Below are 17,966 nucleotides of genomic sequence, written 5' to 3'. Positions count from 1 at the left end.
ACCTGGGGCGCGGGAGCTCGCTCCCGCTGGGGCGCGCAGCGGCCCAAAAAATGGGACTGCTGCGCAGTCCAGCGGGAGCGAGCTCCCTCGCCACAGGTACAGTATTCGTCCTTAACTGAACAGCATTACGCAGATTGTCCGGGACAGTGGCGGTACGTCCGTACTAAGATTTGCGCTTCATTTCATCAAGGACGATTCATGAAGCGCTTTATCGGTTGCCTGCTATGGGTTCTGAGCGCGCATGCATCCGCAGCCAGTCTGAACCTGCTCACCGACATCCATCCCCCCCTGCATTTCCAACAGAACGGTGAATTGGTCGGGTTCGGCGTCGATGTGGTCAAGGCCCTGGCCGAGCGCACCGGCGATCAAGTGCAGTTGCAGCAGGTGCCGTTACTGCGCGCCTTGCACATGGCCAGCAGCGAACCCGCCACCGCCGTTTTCACCGTGTTGCGCACCGCCGAGCGCGATGGCCAGTACCAGTGGGTGGGGCCGTTGCTGGACGTCGAAACCGCGCTCTATTCAGCCGACAGCACCCAGCCACCGGTTCGCAGCCTGGTGGACGCCGCACGCCTGGGACGCATCGCCGTGCCACGCAAATGGCTGGCCTACAGCTACTTGCAGCAGCAGGGTCTGAACAACCTGTATGGCGTCGAAACGCCCGAGCAGATGGTACGTCTGGCGCGCATGGGGCGTACCGAGTTCGTGGTGGCCGACACCCTCTCCATCGCGACCCTGGCCCGCGAAGAAGGCCTGGCACCCGACCGGCTGCAGTACCAGATGCCGCTGATGCGGCAAGGCAGCTACATCGCGTTTTCCCTGCAGACCGATGCGTGCCAGGTGGCGCGCTGGCAACAGGCGCTGGATGAAATGAACCGTGACGGGCGCCTGGCCCGGATCAAGCAGCGCTGGCTCAGCGACACCACGCCCCGATAGCGACGATGAGCCGTTCCGCCCCCAGGGTGGACGGGGCGGCGTAGCGGTCTCGGGATTTTGTGAGCGCTACGCACTCAAGCGCGAGCAAGCTCGCTCGCCACAGCGTTATTGGCCAGTCGTGCGGCCAGGGCCTTGGCCTGGCTGGCGACATCCGTGACGGCCGTGCTTTCCCACCACATCCCGCGCAACGGCGGTCCCATGGCGAACAGCCGACTGGCTGCCCGACCCTCGGCGTCCAGCACCGCGCCATCCACCTGTGCGGCAATCCCCAGCGCCAACGGTCCAGGCCGGATCAATCCACGGGCCAGCAATTGCTGCGGCAACGGCCGAGCCACCCGGCGCCAGTCGTACTCGATGCCGCTGGAGTTGATCAACGCGGCGCCACTGACGACAACCGTCTGCGCTTCCCCCCGACGACGAATGCGGATGCTCACTTCACCGCCGATGGAAGGCGCAAGTCCTTTGAACGACGCCGCCTGAATGCGCAACCGCCCTTCTCCGTGCAAGCGCGCCACCAGCTCGGCGCTCAAGGGCGGCGAGCGATGGTGATGGCTTTCCCACCACGGTCGCACGTGCCGCACGAATTGCCGGCGCTGTGCATCGCTTGCCTGACTCCACAAACGACCGATATGTGCCCGTACCGTGTCCAGCGGCGCCTGCCAATCGATGCCCTGGGCGATGGCGTCGCGGCAATGCCGGCGCAGTTCGCGCACCAACTGGCGTGGCGTGCGAATGCTGGGGGCCTCGGCCAGAAAATCGACCCAGGCCGGTGGCTGGCGTCGCACATGGGGCAGCAAGCCGTGCCGGGAAAACACCTCAATCGGCCCGCGATGCCCGGCCTGTTCCAGGGACACCACGGCATCGACCATGGTCAGGCCCGAGCCGATGATCAGCACCGTCGAATACGGATCGAGCTGACCCATGGCCGCCACATCCCAGGGATCGAGTGCCGCCGCATTCAAGCCACTGGATTCGGTCTGCGGCGTCCGCGCAGCGGCAAACATCCCGGTCGCCAGCACCGCGAAAGCACCCTGCAAGCGCTGCCCATCGTTCAAGGTCAATCGCACCGAATCCGCATCGGTTTGCAGATCCACCACCTCGGCCCGCACATGCTCCACCGTTGAACCGTTCAACGCGCCCACCGTCTGCGCCTCGGCCAGACGTTGTTGCACGTACAGGCCGAAAATCCCCCGTGGCGGGAACAGTTCGCTGATGGGTACGTGCTGCTCGTCCGATTCCGGCCAGCCACCGGCACCGATGTAGTCGGTCAGCCATTGGGTCAGGTCGTCGGCATTGTCCGGGTCGACACTCATGCGCGCCGCGTTGCCATTGAGGGTATGGCCCAGCTCCACGGCGCTGTAGGCCTCGCCGCGACCGAGTTCGGCGCGGGGCTCGATCACCAGCACCTGGCGCTTGCCGGGCAGGCGCAACAGTTGCGCCGCCAGCATCGCGCCACTGAGGCCGCCGCCGATGATCAGGATGTCTGCGTGGCGGATGGCGTCGGTCGCCTGTCCGCTTGGGGTTTCGCTCATGGCGTTCTCGCTGATCAATGTTTGCCTAGATAGAAGTCGTGCAGATCGTCCCGCGTGCGCAGGGTTTCGGCGCTGCCGGACAACACCACCCGGCCGGTGTCGAGAACATAGGCCTGTGAAGCGTACTTGAGCGCCACATTAATATTTTGCTCGGCAATCAGGAAGCTCACCTGCGCCTCGCGATTGAGCTGGGCGACGATCTCGAAAATCTCCTGGACGATAATAGGCGCCAAACCCATGGACGGTTCATCGAGCAGTACCAAAGTAGGACGCGTCATCAGGGCCCGGCCGATGGCGACCATCTGCTGCTCGCCGCCGGATGTCAGCCCGGCCTGGGTCTTGCGCTTGGTTTTCAGGCGGGGAAACCAGCTGTAGATGCGCTCCAGATCCCGGGCCATGTCCTGGCGGCTGAGACCACGGACAAAGCCGCCGCTGCGCAGATTATCCTCGACCGTCAACTGCGCGAACACGTGGCGCCCCTCCAGCACATGCACCATCCCTTGGCGCACCCGCAGGCTGGGGTCGACGCCCGCGGTATCGCGCCCCAGAAACTCGATGTTGCCGCGGCTGACCTGCGCCCGCTCCGCGCGCACCAGCCCGGAAATCGCCTTGAGCGTGGTGCTTTTGCCCGCGCCGTTGGCCCCGAGCAAGGCGACGATGCCGCCCTTGGGCACCGTCAGCGACACCCCGGCCACGGCCAGGATCGCGCCGTCGTAGATCACTTCGATATCGTTGACCCGCAACAGGTCATGGGCAGCAATGTCGCTGGCGGCCTGGCTCATGGCTTATTCATCTCCGGTGCAGGTGCGTGGCGTCAGGCCTTTTTCCTTGGCGAACGCGGCGGATTTTTCGTCGATCAACGGCCGCAGCAGCGCGCGGTCGGCGGCGATCCAGTCGCTGATCAGCGTCCAGTTGGCGCCGTCCCACTGCTGGACCCGCGCCGAACCACCGCCCTCGTGATCCTTGCAGGACAGCTTGAGGTTCTGCATCAGGCCGAAGTAGCCCATGTCCTTGAGCCGCGCATCGTCGATGTTCAAGTGTTCCAGGCCCCAGCGCCCTTCTTCACCGTTGAGCGGGCGCTTACCGAATTTGCCCTGGGCGGTGCGAATCGCTTCCACCGCCACCGCCGCGTTCACCAGCCCGGAGTTGTAGTAAACGCTGCCGAAATTCTTCAGGTCCTTGAGGTCGCTTTTGCCCTTGTCGAGGATGTATTGCTTGAGGCGTTTGTGGATCTCGAAATCCGTGCCGGCCGGGTAAGGCGTCAGCGCCAGATAACCCTTGGCGGCAGCGCCGGCGGGCAAGACGTCTTCGCTGGAGCTGGCCCAGATGTCGCCGACGATGTGATCCACCGGGAAGCCGAAACGCGCGGCGGTCTTGACGGCGACGGGCGTCGACACCCCCCAGGTGCGCAGGAACACCCAGTCCGGGTTAAGTTGACGGATCTGCCGCCATTGCGCCGATTGCTCGTTGCCCGGATCGGCCACCGGAATCTGGATGTTTTCGAAGCCATATTTCTCGGCCAGCAACTTCAACGGACCGAGGGTTTCGCGACCGTAGGCCGAGTCGTGGTAGACCGTGGCGATTTTCTTGCCCTTGAGTTTGTCGAACCCGCCTTCACGCTGGGCGATGTAATTGATCAGGCTCGACGCCTCGCTGTAGAAGGTCAGCATCACCGGAAAGTTATAGGGGAACACCGTGCCGTCGGTGGCTTCGGTGCGGCCGTAACCGAGGGTGATCAACGGGATCTTGTCGACTTCCGCCCGCTCGCTCAGGGCATAGGCCGCCGGGGCGCCGTTTGGCTGATAGACCGCCACGGGCGCGCCATCCAGACCTTTCTTGAAGCGCTCATAGCACTCGATGCCCTTCTCCGCCGTCCACTCGGTTTCGCATTCCTGCCAGACCAGTTTTACCCCGTTGATGCCGCCTTCCACCTCGTTGATGTAGTTCAGGTAATCGATCATCCCGGCCCACACCTGCACGCCGCTGGAAGCGTAGGCGCCGACCCGGTAAGTGGCCAGCGGGAAGAACTGTTGGTCCGGCGAGGCCATGGCCGCCGGTACTGCACTGCCGAAAACCGCCAGCGTCAGCGCGGCGCCGATCAAGGAACGTTTCAAGGATGCACGCATGTTGTCTCTCTGATTAGGGGTGGGATTCAGAAGCGCAGCGGCCAATGGCTCAGCCGTTCACGAAGGTTGCTTAGCAGGCGGATCAGGCCTTCCGGTTCCTTGATCAGGAACAGGATGATCAGCACGCCGAAGATGATTTTTTGCAGGTTCTGCAGTTGCCCGGCGTCCACCGCGCCCCCGAGCAAGGCTTGCCCGGCGTGGCTGAGCAGGATCGGCAACAGACTGATGAACGCCGCGCCGACGAAGTTGCCGGCAATGCTGCCCATGCCACCGATAATGATGATGAACAGGATCTGGAACGACCGGTTGATATCGAAGCTGCTGGCACTGGCCGTGCCCAGGTAAGCGAAGGCCCACAAGGCGCCGGCAATGCCGAGGTAGAACGAGCTGACGGCGAACGCCAGGTGCTTGTAGCGCGCCACGGGAATGCCGATCACGGCAGCGGCGGTATCCATGTCGCGGATGGCCATCCAGTTGCGGCCGATCTGGCTTTTCACCAGGTTCAGCGCCACCCAGGTCAACAGCAGCACGGTGCTCAGGGTCAGCAGGTAGCGCCCCAGCGGCGTGTTCAGGTCATGGCCGAACAGCGCCAGACTTGGCGCCGTAATCGTTCCCGAGGAGCCGTAGTTGTAGAACCAGGGAAACTTGACGAACAACCACTCCAGGAAGAACTGCGCCGCCAGCGTGCTGACCATCAGGTAGAAACCCTTGATCCGCGAACTCGGCAGGCCAAAGACGAAGCCCACCAAGGCACTGATCAAGCCACCACCAAGCAACGCCACGGGTAAACCCAACTCGGGCAGGCGCAACAGAAACCCGTAAGTGGCAAAGGCACCGACCGCCATGAACCCGGCCGCGCCCACGGAAGTCTGCCCGGTATAGCCGGTGAGCAGGTTCAACCCGAGTCCGGCCAGGGACAGCACCAGAAACGGAATCAAAATGGCGTTCAGCCAATAGTCGTTGCCGGTCAGCGGCACGACGACAAACGCGATCAACAGCAGGCCGATCAGACCCAATGGCAGGCGTCGCTGGACCAGTACCGCCGGGGCGGTTTCGCGGGTAAGGGAAATGGACATGGGTTCAGACTCGCTCGATGGCGCGCTCGCCGAACAGGCCGGCGGGACGGATGTAGAGGAAGGCCAGGGCCAGGACGTACGCGAACCACGGGGTGATGCCACCGCCGATCAGCGGGCCGATGTAGACCTCGGCGAGGTTTTCCGCCGCACCGACAATCAGCCCGCCGACAATCGCCCCGCCAATCGAGGTAAAGCCGCCGATGATCAACACCGGCAAGGCCTTGAGCACCACCAGCGACAGGGAAAACTGCACCCCTTGCCGCGCGCCCCATAGCAACCCGGCCACCAGCCCGACCACCCCGGCCACCGCCCAGACGATCTGCCAGATGCGGTTGAGGTTGATGCCGATCGACAGCGCGGCGGTGGTGTCATCCGCCACCGCACGCAGCGAAATACCGATGCGGGTCTTGTTGAACAACAGCGCCAGCACGGTCACCAGGACGATGGCGGCCGCGGCGGCGATCAGGTCGAACTGGCTGACCATCATCGCGCCGATGAACAGCGGTACGTCGTCGATGCCCAGATCCAGCGCCCGCACCTGCGAGCCCATCAGGCCCTGCGCCAGGCCTTCGATGATGAAGGACAGTCCGAGCGTTGCCATGAACAGGGTGATCTGCGAGCGATTGACCAGTGGTCGCAGCACCAGCCGTTCGATCAGCAGCGCACCAATGATCATCACCACGACGGTCAACAGCAGGGCCAGGGCAAACGGCACACCTTGATCGTGCAGGCTGACGAAGGTCAGCGCGGCGAACAGCAGCATGGCGCCCTGGGCGAAATTGAACACGCCGCTGGCCTTGTAGATCAGCACGAAGCCAATGGCGACCAACGAATACATGGTCCCGGCGAGCAAGCCGCCGAGCAGGGTTTCGAAGAAAAACGTCATCAATGCACCACTCCCAGATACGCCGCGATCACTTCGGGGTTGGCCTGCACTTCGGCGGGCGTGCCGTCGCCGACCTTGCGCCCGTAATCGAGCACCACCACATGGTCGGACAGGCCCATCACCACGCCCATGTCGTGTTCGATCAACACCACGGTGGTGCCAAGGTCGCGGTTGATGTCGGCAATGAACCGGGCCATTTCCTGTTTTTCTTCGGCGTTCATCCCGGCCATCGGCTCGTCAAGCAGCAACAGGTTCGGCCCGGCAATCAAGGCACGGCCCAGCTCCACGCGTTTTTGCAGACCGTAGGAGAGATTGCCCACCGGCACATCGCGCTGGGCTTGCAGTTCGAGGAACTCGAGAACGCCTTGTGCCTGCTGGCGGAACCGTTGCGCTTCACGGCGGGCTCGCGGCAACCCCAGGGCCTGCTCGATAAAGCTGCTGCGCAGATGCCGCGACAGGCCGGTCAGCAGGTTGTCGATCACGCTCATTTTCTTGAACAGCGCGTTGTTCTGAAACGTGCGGCCAATGCCCCGTCGGGCGGCACTCAAAGGGTCGATGCGTTTGAACGGTTGCTGTTCGAACACAATCGAACCGGCATCGAAGCGGTAGACGCCGTTCAGCACGTTGAGCAATGAACTCTTGCCCGCGCCGTTGGGGCCGATCAAGGCGCAGATCTCGCCACGGCGAACGTCGAACGACAGTTCGTTGATCGCCTTGACGCCTTTGAAGGACAGGGAAATACCGCTGACTTGCAGAATGGAATCGGTCGAGCTCATGCGATGTCCCGTTTGAATTCGGCGAGCCAGGTCGGCTCGGGTTGAGACTCGGCGCTTCGGCTGGCCTGCCAGATGACCTGCAGGTTGTGAAAGCCCAGCAAACGGCGCACGCGGTGCTTGATCAAGCGTTGCAGGCCCTTTTCCGGACGGGCAATGGCCCAGTCGCAGAGGCGTCGGCGCCAGGTGCCTGGCGGGGCGAGACGGCTGTCGATCTCAGCGGCCAGCACTTGCAAGCGCTCGGCGGAAAGCAGCAAGCCCGACGGTGCCACCTCGCGCCGGTCGCGGCTGGCACTGTCGGGGCTTTCCGGGAAGGCCAGGGTGTGGCCGCGGGTCAGCCATTGTTCGAACAGCACCGTCAGACCGACCTGCCACTCGGTGCCCTCTTCGCTCCACCACTGTGCGTCGGACACACCCAGGCGCAGGCGTTGCGGGGTTTCCACCGGCCCGAGTAATTCGTCGAAGTCGAGCAGCGCCTGGCCCTGGTTGAGCCAGCGTTGCCGCGCCTGCCGCCCCTGCGCAAAAGCGTGAGTAGGACGCGCGCGCCACAACACGTTATGCAGCGCCTGTGCATCGAGGTTGTCCGCAATGGCCAGCAGCTCCCCGCCCACCTGTCGGGCGGCCAGGGCCAGCAGCAACAGGTTCGGTTCGAAAGCCCCGCTGACGGCCAGGCGCGAGTCCTCATCGAATCCTTGCTGACGCAGGCCATCGGCCAAACGTTCGACGTCACGCAAGACGTCGATCCAGCGCCAGATGAACCATTGCCCGTGCCGTTTGTGCCGCAAGGCCGGCTGCAAGGGATTGACCTGCGCCCAGTGGCGCAACAGTTCCAGAGCCTGGGGCGCATTGACCCGCCATTCCCCGGTGTCCGCAATTGGCGGACGTTTGAGTTCGTGCACGCTCATGGGTTGACCTCTCTGTCATGGGCAAAAGCGTGCGGTGGTCCGCTGGGCTGAAGAATTAACGCAATCTCTAAAACAACAGGGTCCCCCGTGGGAGCCGGCTTGCCGGCGATGGCGTCCTGTCAGGTGACATCGATGTTGGCTGTACCGGCCTCATCGCGAGCAAGCTCGCTCCCACGGGTTCTTCGGTGACTACAACCTCTGTGCACGCCGCAACAACCTGTGGGAGCCGGCTTGCCGGCGATGGCGTCCTGCCAGGTGACATCGATGTTGGCTGTACCGGCCTCATCGCGAGCCTGCTCACGATTGCCTTTAGGCCGACACCACTTTCTTCTCCTGCTGACGCAACGCCGCCAGATCGCGATAGCCACTGCCCGGATGGATATCGGGCAATCGCGGCCCTTCACCAAACAGCTTCTCGCGCAAGGTGCCGGGGGCGTATTCGGTCTTGTAGACCCCGCGTTTCTGCAACTCGGGCACCAGCAGTTCCACGGCATCGATGAAGGTTTCGTGGGTCAGGGCGTAAGCCAGGTTGAATCCGTCCACATCGGTCTCTTCGACCCAGTCCTGCAACAGGTCGGCGACGGTTTCCGGGCTGCCGACGAACAACGGGCCAAAGCCGCCGATGCCCACCCAGTCGGCCAGTTCGTTAGGCGTCCAGACTTTGTTCGGGTCGGCGGTGGAAAACGCTTCCACCGCGGATTGAATGGCGTTGGTGTGCACATGCTTGAGCGGTTCGTCGGGTTTGAACTGGCTGAAATCGATGCCGGTCCAGCCGGAAATCAAGGCCATGGCGCCTTCGTAGCTGACCCAGCTTTTGTACTCTTCAAACTTGGCCCTGGCCTTGGCGTCGGTCTCGCCGAGGATCACCGTCTGCAGGTTGAAAATCAGGATCTTCTTCGGATCGCGCCCTGCCTCGGCCGCACGCCGGCGGATATCGGCCACGGTTTTCTTCAACAGGACTTTCGACGGCGCGGCGACGAACACGCACTCGGCATGTTCAGCGGCGAACTGCTTGCCGCGACTCGATGCGCCGGCCTGATACAGCACCGGCGTCCGTTGCGGTGAAGGCTCGCAGAGGTGAATGCCCGGCACCTGGAAGTGTTTGCCGACGTGCCGGATTTCATGGATCTTGCCCGGATCGCTGAACACCCGCCGCGCACGATCGCGCAGGATGGCGCCCTCTTCCCAGCTGCCTTCCCACAGCTTGTAGCAAACCTCCAGGTATTCCTCGGCGAAGTCGTAACGGGCGTCGTGTTCGGTCTGGGTTTTCTGCCCGAGGTTCTTCGCGCCGCTCTCCAGGTACGACGTGACGATGTTCCAGCCCGCGCGCCCCTTGGTCAGGTGATCGAGGGTCGACAGGCGGCGGGCGAACGGATACGGATGTTCGAAGGACAGCGACGCGGTCAGGCCAAAGCCCAGATGCTCGGTCACCAGCGCCATCGGCGGGATCAGTTGCAGCGGATCGTTGACCGGCACTTGGGCGGCCTGGCGAATCGCCGCATCACCATTGCCGTTGTACACGTCATAGATACCCAGTACGTCAGCGATGAACAAACCGTCGAACTTGCCGCGCTCGAGGATTTTCGCCAGGTCGGTCCAGTACTCCAGGTCCTTGTACTGCCATGAGCGGTCCCGTGGGTGTGCCCACAATCCCGGCGACTGATGGCCGACGCAGTTCATGTCAAAGGCGTTGAGACGAATTTCACGGGCCATCAAACGACTCCCTCTGCGGCGGTTGGAAAACTGGGGGGATGAATGCCATTGAGGCGGAAGTTGCCGATGAGCTGGAGTTTCCAGCGCAGAGGGTCGTGCAGCGAGCCGGGAAGCGCGGTGCGCAAGCCCGTGAGTTCGAACTCAGCGTTGCTCGCGGTGCTCAAGGCCTCGGCGCTGGCCAGGTGGGACTCGGCAACGGCGATGCTGATTTCAATGGCATCCGTGTAACTGGCAAGAAATTCTTCGGCCCGTTCCAGCAACGCGGCGGCGACTTCGATGCGGATGTGCACATCGCCGAAACGGCTGATGAGCAAAGGATCGTCCGTTGGCTGATCGTGCTGGCGGACGAAACCCAGGGTCGCATCGAGCAGGCTGCGGGCGTTGTGCAGGTCGTGCTGACTTTTGGCCAGGGGGTGTGCGGTAGCAATCGATTGGGTCAAGGCGTTCATGCTGTGCTCCTCAGTTCCAGGCGTGGCGCGCAGGTTTCACGCCGTTGAGCAGGTAGTTGCCGATCAAGTGGTATTTCCAGCGCGCCGGGTCGTGCAGGGTGTGGGTCCGGGCGTTGCGCCAGTGACGGTCGAGGTTGTATTTGCCGAGCACCGAGCGGGTCCCGGCCAGTTCTAACAGCTTGCTGCTGGCGAGCAAGGCGATCTCGGCGGACAGCACTTTGGCCTGGGCCACCACCACCGAAGCGTGGGCCACGGTGTCTTCATTGGCGTCGAGCAGCGCGGCATCGATGGCCTGGCCGGCTTTTTTCAGGATCGCTTCAGTGCCATGCACGCGCCATTCGAGATCGCCGATCGCGGCGATGCTGAACGGGTCCTGCCAGCCGTGATCCCGGCCGCTGTCGATCCAGGGACGCGCCTCACGGGCGTAGCGCTTGGTTTCTTCCAGGGCGCCGACGGCGATGCCGGTGTCGACGGCAGCCTGGATGATTTGCGAGATCGGGCCGTCGGCGGTGGGTTCGTCGAAGGCTTTATGGGCCGGGATCACCGCGCTGAGCGGGACCTTCACCGCGTTCAGGGTCACACCGCCGCTGGCGGTGGTGCGCTGGCCGAAACCGTCCCAGCTGTCGATCACGCTCAAGCCGGGGTTGTCACGTTCGATGAAGGCGATGAACGCCTGATTCTGCTCGTTGACCGCCACCGCCGGCACGATGTGCGCGAACAGCGCACCGGTGCAGTAGAACTTCTCGCCGTCGATTTGCGCACTGTCATCGTTGAAACGAATCCGGGTTTCGAAGGCGCCGGCGTTTTTGCTCTTGGCTTCGGAAAAGGCATTGCCGAAACGGTAACCCTGCAGGACCTTGCCGAAGTAGTAATGCTTCTGCTCTTCGCTGGCGGTTTGCAGCAGGATGTCGAGCACGCCGAGGTGGTTTTGCGGGATCTGGCCGAGGGAGGAATCGGCGGCGGAAATGATCTTGATCACTTCGGCCACGGTCACGTAGGAGACGCCGGCGCCACCGTAGGCCTTTGGCACCGTGATGCCCCACAGACCGCTGGCGGAGAACTCGTCGAGTTCGGCGACCGGCAAACGCCGCTCGCGATCGCGCACGCTGGCCTCGACGGCGAAACGCGCGGCGAGCCTGTGGGCGACGGCAATCGCCTCGGCGTCCGAGCCGATCACATGGGCGGGGCTCACATTGGCAGAGCGGGGGGATTGGGCTGAGGCTGTCATGGGCCGACTCCAGGTTCTGGGTGAATGCACCAGAGCTTTTGCAGGAGTCGTGCCTGAAAATTAAGTCTTTATTTATCAGTGAGTTAAATAAAAAACAGAAAACATATAACCATTTGAGAACAGCAAAATGTGTATCCGCTGTTGATCGGCAAACAGTTCAGATCACCACATTGCGCACAAAACGCACCGCCACCGGCCCCTCGTTGCGATAGGAATGCGGCTGGTTGCTGGCGAACATGAAAAACTCCCCGGCGCTGATGCGATGCGGCACGTCACCGACCATCAGGGTCAGGCAGCCTTCGAAGACGTAGAACTGCTCGCTCCAGCCATCTGCATCCGGCTCCGAGGGGTAGTGTTCGCCCGGTTCAAGGCGCCATTCCCAGAGTTCGACTTCGCGGGTGGCGTTGGCCTTGGCCAGCAGCACTGCCTTGCTGCCGGGGATCGTGCCTGCCCAGGCCAGTTCGTTGATGCGGCTGTGATCGCGGACGTCCGGGGCCTGGATCAGGTCGCTGAAGGCCACGTCCAGTGCTTCGGCCACGCGATCGAGGGTAGTCAGGCTGACATTCTTTTCGCCGGCTTCGATGGCCACCAGCATGCGGCGGCTGACGCCGGACTTTTCCGCCAGGGCGGTCTGGCTCATGTCGGCGGCATGGCGCAGGCGTCGGATATTCTGGCTGACGTGCTGCAGGACCGAAGCCCGAGGCGTGGAATCTTTGTGCACTATATTGCTCACTTGGTGGTGTTGCGCAGTATACTGCCCAACTTCGGGCGCATTGTGCGTCCCCCTTCAGGTAGTGCGCAAGATCATGACGTCGCTGAACGCTCCTCAAGCCCCTTCCCGTTTCCTGCGGCTCAGCAAGGCCGAGTGCGTGCTGGTGCTGATCACCATGGTCTGGGGCGGGACCTTTTTGCTGGTTCAGCATGCGATGACGGCCAGCGGACCGATGTTTTTCGTCGGCCTGCGCTTTGCCGCCGCCGCGAGCATCGTTGCCCTCTTCTCCTGGCGCACCCTGCGCGACCTGACCCTGTTCGAGTTAAAGGCCGGCACCTTCATCGGCGTGGCGATCATGCTCGGTTATGGCTTGCAGACGGTTGGCTTGCAAAGCATTCCCAGCAGCCAGTCGGCGTTCATCACGGCGCTGTACGTGCCCTTCGTGCCCCTGCTGCAATGGCTGGTGCTGGGGCGGCGTCCGGGGCTGATGCCGAGCATCGGGATCATGCTGGCCTTTACCGGCCTGATGCTGCTGTCCGGCCCGTCCGGAGCTTCGTTGCACTTCAGTCCTGGTGAAATCGCTACCTTGATCAGCGCCATAGCCATCGCCGCGGAAATCATCTTGATCAGCAACTTTGCCGGCCAGGTCGATGTGAAGCGAGTGACCGTGGTGCAACTGGCCGTCACTTCGCTGCTGTCGTTCCTGATGGTGGTGCCGACCCAGGAACGGATTCCGGATTTCTCCTGGCTGCTGCTGTGCAGTGCCTTGGGCCTGGGTATGGCCAGTGCCGCGATTCAGGTGGCGATGAACTGGGCGCAGAAGAGTGTTTCGCCCACCCGGGCCACGCTGATTTATGCCGGTGAGCCGGTGTGGGCCGGGATTGTCGGGCGGATCGCCGGGGAACGCTTGCCGGCAATTGCGCTGCTGGGGGCGGGATTGATCGTCGCGGCGGTGATTGTCAGTGAGCTGAAGACAAAAGGTAAGGTCGCTGCGGCTGAAGAATCCCTGGAGCGGGAAACCCAAGGTTAAGCGCTGAAATCTGCGGTGTTTGATAATCGCCATCGCAGCAAGTCCGCTCCCGCGGGATTTCGGCACGGCCAAACTGTGGGGGCGTGGCTTGCTCCTGGCGGCGTTCCGACGATGGCGCTCCATCAAACGACTTGATCTTCAGGCCGCCCCGCCCTTGGCCTGCTGTTCCAGATGCACCTGCAGATCCGGGTCGATGTTCAGCGCCGCCGCCAGTTCGTCCAGGTAATTGCGCTCGGCGTCCTGCTGATCGTCGACCAGCATCACGCTGGCCAGGTACATTTCCGCCGCCATGCCGGGGTCGGTGGCCGACTGTGCCACTTCGGACGCATTGAGCGGTTTGGCAACTTCGGCATCAAGCCACTGCTGCAGTTGCGGGTCATCGGTGTGACGGCCGATTTCGGCGCTGATCATCTGTTTTTCGGCATCGTCGATCTGCCCGTCAGCCTTGGCTGCCGCTATCAATGCGCGAAGGATCGCGTGGCTGTGCGCCTCGACTTCCGGACCCGCCAACAAGTCCACCGTGCGGGGTGCCTGTTGCGGCGCGGCGGCCTGGCTGCGTTGCCAGGCTTGATAGGCCTGAAATGCCATCATTCCCAACGAAGCGAGGGCGGCATAGTTAGTGCCACCACCGGAACGCGAGGGGGCCGCACCGCCCATTGGCGAACCGCCGCCGAGCAGGCCACCCAGCAAACCACCCAGCCCTCCCAAGCCACCGCCGCCTGCACTGGCTGCGCCACCACCCCCCAGCAGGCCGCCGAGCAATCCGCCGAGATCCCCAAGCCCACCTTGAGCCGACGCCCCACCCGCGCCCTGTTGCGACATCGAGCCCTGGCCGGCCCGCAGTAATTGTTCGAGCAGATCGCTGGTGTTCATGACGGCGTCCTCATTAATGGGAGTGATCCAGTCAGGCAACGATAGTCCTCGCACCCGATTGCGCCACCACCGTTTGGCCGACACGTCGCCACTGGGTAGCGCAGATTTATCCGCTGTATTTTTTTACGGCGCGGCTAAGATTCATGAGTGGTGAACCTTATTCCCGGATACCCGGTCGATACCTGCAACCCGACCCCGGTTTGCCGCCGCCCGCTAGATGAGGGTGATGACTGGCTTGCTTCACTTTCTGGAGAACGCCCCGTGATATCGACTCTACACATCGCCAGGCTCAAAGCCTGGGGAGCCCATGGCTTTACCGCCACTGGCGTAGTCACTGCCTTCCTCGCGACCCTCGCCCTGCTCGATAACCAGCCGACCCACTGCCTGCTGTGGCTGGGCGTGGCCCTGATCGTCGATGGCCTCGACGGTGCCCTGGCGCGCAAGGTCAATGTGCAGTCGGTGCTGCCGAGTTTCGACGGCTCGATCCTCGACCTGGTGATCGACTACCTGACGTATGTCTTCATCCCGGCGCTGTTCGTCTATCGCTACATTCCGCTGCCCGATTACACCCTGCTGCTGACCGTGTCGCTGATCCTGGTGTCATCGCTGTTCTGCTTCTGCAACGTCAACATGAAAAGCAAGGACAACTACTTTCAGGGCTTCCCTGCCGCCTGGAACGTGGTTGCCCTGTGCCTGTACATCATTGCGCCGTCACCGTGGGTGACCTTCCTTACCGTGATCGGCCTGGCGCTGCTGACCCTGACACGGATGAAATTCCTGCACCCGTTCCGCGTGCGCCGCTTCATGCCGGTCAATATCGCCGTGACGGCCATCTGGTTGCTGTGCAGCTTGTCCCTGGTGCTCAACCACCCGGTCATCAATCCGATGGTCATGGGGCTTTGGCTGTTGATGTCGGCGTACTTTCTCGGGATCTGCCTGTGGCGCACGGCGCTGGAGTGGTTCGACGGCTCGCGGCTCAAGTAGCGCCATGCCCATTCATATCGTGCGCCTGGGCGCCCCGCGCCAACCTGGAGAAGGCCTGCGCCTGGGTACCGTGCGCCGGCCACCGCGGGGCGTACCCAAGGCCGAATTCGCCAGCCGGGATTTCTATGATGTCTGGCAGCCGTTGCTGTCTCCGAGCGCGGAACTGGTGCACGAAGCCAAGGCTGCCGAGGACGAGAAGGCCTGGCACGCCTTCAAACGCAAGTTCAAGGCCGAAATGAACCATCCAGCGCCCAGCCAGTTGCTCGATCTGCTGGCCGCCCTCTCCCATCACACCTCGCTGGCCGTCGGCTGTTACTGCGAGGACGAAGCCCATTGTCATCGTTCGGTATTGCGCGAGTTGCTGGTGGCTCGGGGGGCGAAAGTCATCTAGTCCCCGGACAATCAGTGCAAATACCCTGTGGGAGCAAGCTCACTCCCACAGGGGGTGATGGGTTGTCGACTTAACGCCTGGTGATTACTACCTCCAGATACTCACCCGGCACCACCAGCGACTTTTCCCCTGCCCGGTTCGACCGGTTGATCAGTTCGGTCAGGTCATGTTCCAGGGCCTTGGCACCTTCGGGTGGCAGCGCGGCAAAGGCTTTGTGCATCGGCCCGTACCACGTGCGGAAGGTGTCGATGAAATGCGCCGCCGAGCGATAGCGGAAGTTGAACGTGCGGCGCGTCACCTGAAGCAGGAAGTCGCGCTCGTCGAAGTGCGCGCGCAACCAGGCTTCGGTGCCCCACTGCGACGGCGGCAGCGCGCCGGGCGGTGGCGGCAGGTGTTTACCCAGCGTCTTGAACATCTGGCCGACGAAGCCTTCCGGTGTCCAGTTGGCGAGACCAATCCGGCCTCCTGGCCGACAGACCCGCGCCAGTTCCGCGGCGGCCTTGGGCTGGTCTGGCGCAAACATCACGCCAAAGGTCGAAAGCACAGCGTCAAAACTGGCGTCCTCGAAGGGCAACGCTTCGGCGTCAGCCACTTGAAAGACGACATTGTCATTCAGGCGCTCTGCCCTGACCCGGTCTTCACCGCGTTCAAGCAATGCGGCGACATAGTCCGTCGAGCGCACGATGCAGCCGCGACGCGCCGCCGCCAGCGTGGCATTACCATTACCGGCCGCCACGTCGAGCACCAACTCGTCGCACAGCAGGTCACAAGCTTCGGCCAGTTGCTCACCGACAATCTGCAGGGTGGTACCGATCACGGCGTAGTCGCCACTGGCCCAGGCGGCCATTTGACGGTTTTTCAGGGCAACAAGATCAATGGGTGTACTCATGGATTCCGCTCCGTTGCGGTCAGGAACGCAGCCCGGCTTATTCGGCCGTGGTGGGATCGATGATGTGGGTGACTTCGGAAATTCGATTGGCCGGGAAACCACTCTGCCTGGCGTGCTCCCTGATCAGCTCTTCGCTCGGCGAGATGTACACGCAATAGAGCTTGTCACCGGTGACATAGCTCTGCAGCCACTGCACCTCCGGCAAGTCGCGCAACGTCCGGCAGGACTTTTGCGAAGCGGCTTTCAAATCCCTTTGTGACAGTGTCCCAACACCTTGAATTTCGCGTTCTATGACGAACTTAGGCATGGCAACCTCTCATTCTTGTTATGGATGGCAGGGCCGAGCCCTGTGTGACAACTATCGCGCCGGGCAACGGCGGCGTCCTGCCCGATCGTCGGCCAAGACTGTCCGATCGTCCGGAGGTTTCATGCTTCGCCGCGACAGGCCCACAATCAGCTTTTGACCCACGATCGGCATGGGAAAACCCATCATGGATGCCCTGTCACAAACCCTGCGTGTCGTGCGCCTGGTGGGCGCGATTTTCATCAACGCCCGGTTCACCGCGCCCTGGTGCTACCAGTCGCCGAGCGCGGACAGCGCCGCGCCCTTCCTGGAGCCCAACGCCGAACGGGTGGTGATCTTTCACTTGATCACCGAAGGCGAGTGCTACGTCGAACTGGGCAATGACCCGCCGTTGCGGCTGACGGCCGGCGATGTCGTGGTATTCCCCCAGGGCGATGCCCATCGCATGTGCTCGCAGCCCGGCCTTGCGCCAGCCAGCGGCGCCCGACTGGATGCAGTGCTGGCGCGCCGCCCCCGGCAGTTGAGCTATGGCGGGGGCGGCGCGGTCACGCGCCTGGTGTGCGGCTATTTGGCGTGCGACACGCGGTTGGCGGGAATGCTGCTGACGGGGTTGCCGTCCGTGGTGCGGGTCAATGTACGCGGCTCGGCGGCCGGTATCTGGCTGGAATCTTCGGTGCGTTACGCCCTGGCCGAAGCCCGTTCACCCAGGCCTGGCGGCGAAGGCGTGCTGGCGAAACTGGCCGAGGTGTTGTTCATCGAAGTACTGCGCCTGTACATGCAGGAACAAGGCAAGGGCCGGACCGGTTGGCTGGCCGGCGTGAGCGATCGCATCGTCGGCGCCGCCCTCAACGCGCTGCACGGCAAACCCTGTCACTGCTGGACCCTGGAAGAGCTGGCACGCACCGCCGGCACATCCCGATCGGTACTCGCCGAACGCTTCCAGCAACTGGTCGGGATTTCGCCGATGCAGTACCTGACGCAATGGCGCATGTTGCTGGCGGCCAATCTGTTGCGCAGCAGTAACAGTTCTCTGCTGCGGATCGCCGAAGAGGTGGGATACCAGACGGATACGGCGTTCAGCCGGGCATTCAGGCGTGAATTTGGATCGCCGCCAGCGGCGTGGCGGCGAAGTCAGGAGAATCGGACGGCTCATTGAGCTGTG

The 17,966-nt window shown here is 63.0% G+C and carries 18 protein-coding genes and 1 pseudogene; 5 read left to right on the top strand and 14 right to left on the bottom strand.

The genetic code is table 11. The features are described from left to right. The first annotated feature begins 198 nt into the window (after positions 1–198). Entirely contained in the window at positions 199–933 is a 735-nt protein-coding gene (locus ACVWYU_RS09835) for a substrate-binding periplasmic protein (protein WP_457372598.1), read from the top strand. A gap of 74 nt (positions 934–1,007) precedes the next feature. On the opposite strand, the gene ACVWYU_RS09830 is transcribed toward ACVWYU_RS09835, so the two are convergent. The 11 genes from ACVWYU_RS09830 to ACVWYU_RS09780 form a co-directional block, all read right to left on the bottom strand. After that, positions 1,008–2,465, bottom strand: coding sequence for an FAD/NAD(P)-binding protein (locus tag ACVWYU_RS09830; RefSeq protein ID WP_457372597.1), 1,458 nt, complete (start codon positions 2,463–2,465; stop codon positions 1,008–1,010). Between the two features lie 14 nt (positions 2,466–2,479). After that, complete coding sequence (locus ACVWYU_RS09825) at positions 2,480–3,247, bottom strand: ABC transporter ATP-binding protein (RefSeq protein WP_457372596.1); 768 nt, start codon at positions 3,245–3,247, stop codon at positions 2,480–2,482. 3 nt (positions 3,248–3,250) lie between these two features. Then, positions 3,251–4,591, bottom strand: a complete 1,341-nt coding sequence (locus ACVWYU_RS09820; protein WP_130205382.1) for an ABC transporter substrate-binding protein — start codon at positions 4,589–4,591, stop codon at positions 3,251–3,253. Between the two features lie 26 nt (positions 4,592–4,617). Next, complete coding sequence (locus ACVWYU_RS09815) at positions 4,618–5,667, bottom strand: branched-chain amino acid ABC transporter permease (RefSeq protein ID WP_457372595.1); 1,050 nt, start codon at positions 5,665–5,667, stop codon at positions 4,618–4,620. Between the two features lie 4 nt (positions 5,668–5,671). Next, a complete protein-coding gene (locus ACVWYU_RS09810) occupies positions 5,672–6,553 on the bottom strand; it encodes a branched-chain amino acid ABC transporter permease (RefSeq protein WP_247254338.1) in 882 nt (293 codons plus the stop codon). Continuing rightward, on the bottom strand, positions 6,553–7,329 hold the full coding sequence (locus ACVWYU_RS09805; RefSeq protein WP_248914173.1) for an ABC transporter ATP-binding protein: 777 nt from the start codon (positions 7,327–7,329) through the stop codon (positions 6,553–6,555). The genes ACVWYU_RS09810 and ACVWYU_RS09805 overlap by 1 nt, the downstream gene beginning before the upstream one ends. Next, positions 7,326–8,231 (bottom strand): AMP-binding protein, encoded by a 906-nt coding sequence (locus ACVWYU_RS09800; protein WP_457372594.1) that lies wholly within the window; start codon positions 8,229–8,231, stop codon positions 7,326–7,328. The genes ACVWYU_RS09805 and ACVWYU_RS09800 overlap by 4 nt, the downstream gene beginning before the upstream one ends. A gap of 309 nt (positions 8,232–8,540) precedes the next feature. Beyond that, positions 8,541–9,944: an LLM class flavin-dependent oxidoreductase gene (locus tag ACVWYU_RS09795; protein ID WP_457372593.1), complete on the bottom strand. Its 1,404-nt coding sequence runs from the start codon at positions 9,942–9,944 to the stop codon at positions 8,541–8,543. Beyond that, complete coding sequence (locus ACVWYU_RS09790; RefSeq protein WP_457372592.1) at positions 9,944–10,393, bottom strand: acyl-CoA dehydrogenase; 450 nt, start codon at positions 10,391–10,393, stop codon at positions 9,944–9,946. The genes ACVWYU_RS09795 and ACVWYU_RS09790 overlap by 1 nt, the downstream gene beginning before the upstream one ends. A gap of 10 nt (positions 10,394–10,403) precedes the next feature. Beyond that, positions 10,404–11,621 (bottom strand): SfnB family sulfur acquisition oxidoreductase, encoded by a 1,218-nt coding sequence (locus tag ACVWYU_RS09785; protein ID WP_457372591.1) that lies wholly within the window; start codon positions 11,619–11,621, stop codon positions 10,404–10,406. Positions 11,622–11,778: 157 nt separating this feature from the next. Further along, a complete protein-coding gene (locus ACVWYU_RS09780; protein WP_090319475.1) occupies positions 11,779–12,342 on the bottom strand; it encodes a helix-turn-helix domain-containing protein in 564 nt (187 codons plus the stop codon). Here ACVWYU_RS09780 and ACVWYU_RS09775 point away from each other — a divergent pair. Beyond that, a pseudogene (locus tag ACVWYU_RS09775) lies at positions 12,337–13,363 on the top strand (DMT family transporter). The gene ACVWYU_RS09780 and the pseudogene ACVWYU_RS09775 sit on opposite strands and share 6 nt — an antisense overlap. Before the next feature lie 138 nt (positions 13,364–13,501). Here the strand turns inward: ACVWYU_RS09775 and ACVWYU_RS09770 are convergent. Further along, on the bottom strand, positions 13,502–14,236 hold the full coding sequence (locus ACVWYU_RS09770) for a tellurite resistance TerB family protein (RefSeq protein WP_457372590.1): 735 nt from the start codon (positions 14,234–14,236) through the stop codon (positions 13,502–13,504). Positions 14,237–14,497: 261 nt separating this feature from the next. On the opposite strand from ACVWYU_RS09770, the gene pcsA reads away from it, so the two are divergent. Together pcsA and ACVWYU_RS09760 are read left to right on the top strand one after the other, a co-directional pair. Next, on the top strand, positions 14,498–15,220 hold the full coding sequence (gene pcsA, locus ACVWYU_RS09765; protein WP_247254331.1) for a phosphatidylcholine synthase: 723 nt from the start codon (positions 14,498–14,500) through the stop codon (positions 15,218–15,220). Positions 15,221–15,224: 4 nt separating this feature from the next. Beyond that, positions 15,225–15,611: a DUF488 domain-containing protein gene (locus ACVWYU_RS09760; protein ID WP_247254330.1), complete on the top strand. Its 387-nt coding sequence runs from the start codon at positions 15,225–15,227 to the stop codon at positions 15,609–15,611. A gap of 70 nt (positions 15,612–15,681) precedes the next feature. Here the strand turns inward: ACVWYU_RS09760 and ACVWYU_RS09755 are convergent, their stop codons facing one another. Continuing rightward, positions 15,682–16,500 (bottom strand): class I SAM-dependent methyltransferase, encoded by an 819-nt coding sequence (locus ACVWYU_RS09755; RefSeq protein ID WP_457372589.1) that lies wholly within the window; start codon positions 16,498–16,500, stop codon positions 15,682–15,684. A 37-nt stretch (positions 16,501–16,537) separates the two neighbouring features. Beyond that, entirely contained in the window at positions 16,538–16,807 is a 270-nt protein-coding gene (locus tag ACVWYU_RS09750; RefSeq protein WP_247254328.1) for a DUF4242 domain-containing protein, read from the bottom strand. A 184-nt stretch (positions 16,808–16,991) separates the two neighbouring features. Between ACVWYU_RS09750 and ACVWYU_RS09745 the strand changes: the two genes are divergently transcribed. After that, on the top strand, positions 16,992–17,960 hold the full coding sequence (locus tag ACVWYU_RS09745) for an AraC family transcriptional regulator (protein ID WP_090319454.1): 969 nt from the start codon (positions 16,992–16,994) through the stop codon (positions 17,958–17,960). Positions 17,961–17,966: the final 6 nt, after the last annotated feature.

It is taken from the genome of Pseudomonas sp. TE12234, from assembly GCF_054061835.1.
This window is presented reverse-complemented; position numbering and strand designations above follow the sequence as displayed.

Excerpts from the sequence above, each read along its gene's own strand:
- ACVWYU_RS09835 (WP_457372598.1), top strand. The coding sequence starts at position 199 with ATGAAGCGCTTTATCGGTTGCCTGCTATGGGTTCTGAGCGCGCATGCA.
- ACVWYU_RS09830 (WP_457372597.1), bottom strand. The coding sequence starts at position 2,465 with ATGAGCGAAACCCCAAGCGGACAGGCGACCGACGCCATCCGCCACGCA.
- ACVWYU_RS09825 (WP_457372596.1), bottom strand. The coding sequence starts at position 3,247 with ATGAGCCAGGCCGCCAGCGACATTGCTGCCCATGACCTGTTGCGGGTC.
- ACVWYU_RS09820 (WP_130205382.1), bottom strand. The coding sequence starts at position 4,591 with ATGCGTGCATCCTTGAAACGTTCCTTGATCGGCGCCGCGCTGACGCTG.
- ACVWYU_RS09815 (WP_457372595.1), bottom strand. The coding sequence starts at position 5,667 with ATGTCCATTTCCCTTACCCGCGAAACCGCCCCGGCGGTACTGGTCCAG.
- ACVWYU_RS09810 (WP_247254338.1), bottom strand. The coding sequence starts at position 6,553 with ATGACGTTTTTCTTCGAAACCCTGCTCGGCGGCTTGCTCGCCGGGACC.
- ACVWYU_RS09805 (WP_248914173.1), bottom strand. The coding sequence starts at position 7,329 with ATGAGCTCGACCGATTCCATTCTGCAAGTCAGCGGTATTTCCCTGTCC.
- ACVWYU_RS09800 (WP_457372594.1), bottom strand. The coding sequence starts at position 8,231 with ATGAGCGTGCACGAACTCAAACGTCCGCCAATTGCGGACACCGGGGAA.
- ACVWYU_RS09795 (WP_457372593.1), bottom strand. The coding sequence starts at position 9,944 with ATGGCCCGTGAAATTCGTCTCAACGCCTTTGACATGAACTGCGTCGGC.
- ACVWYU_RS09790 (WP_457372592.1), bottom strand. The coding sequence starts at position 10,393 with ATGAACGCCTTGACCCAATCGATTGCTACCGCACACCCCCTGGCCAAA.
- ACVWYU_RS09785 (WP_457372591.1), bottom strand. The coding sequence starts at position 11,621 with ATGACAGCCTCAGCCCAATCCCCCCGCTCTGCCAATGTGAGCCCCGCC.
- ACVWYU_RS09770 (WP_457372590.1), bottom strand. The coding sequence starts at position 14,236 with ATGAACACCAGCGATCTGCTCGAACAATTACTGCGGGCCGGCCAGGGC.
- ACVWYU_RS09760 (WP_247254330.1), top strand. The coding sequence starts at position 15,225 with ATGCCCATTCATATCGTGCGCCTGGGCGCCCCGCGCCAACCTGGAGAA.
- ACVWYU_RS09755 (WP_457372589.1), bottom strand. The coding sequence starts at position 16,500 with ATGAGTACACCCATTGATCTTGTTGCCCTGAAAAACCGTCAAATGGCC.
- ACVWYU_RS09750 (WP_247254328.1), bottom strand. The coding sequence starts at position 16,807 with ATGCCTAAGTTCGTCATAGAACGCGAAATTCAAGGTGTTGGGACACTG.
- ACVWYU_RS09745 (WP_090319454.1), top strand. The coding sequence starts at position 16,992 with ATGGATGCCCTGTCACAAACCCTGCGTGTCGTGCGCCTGGTGGGCGCG.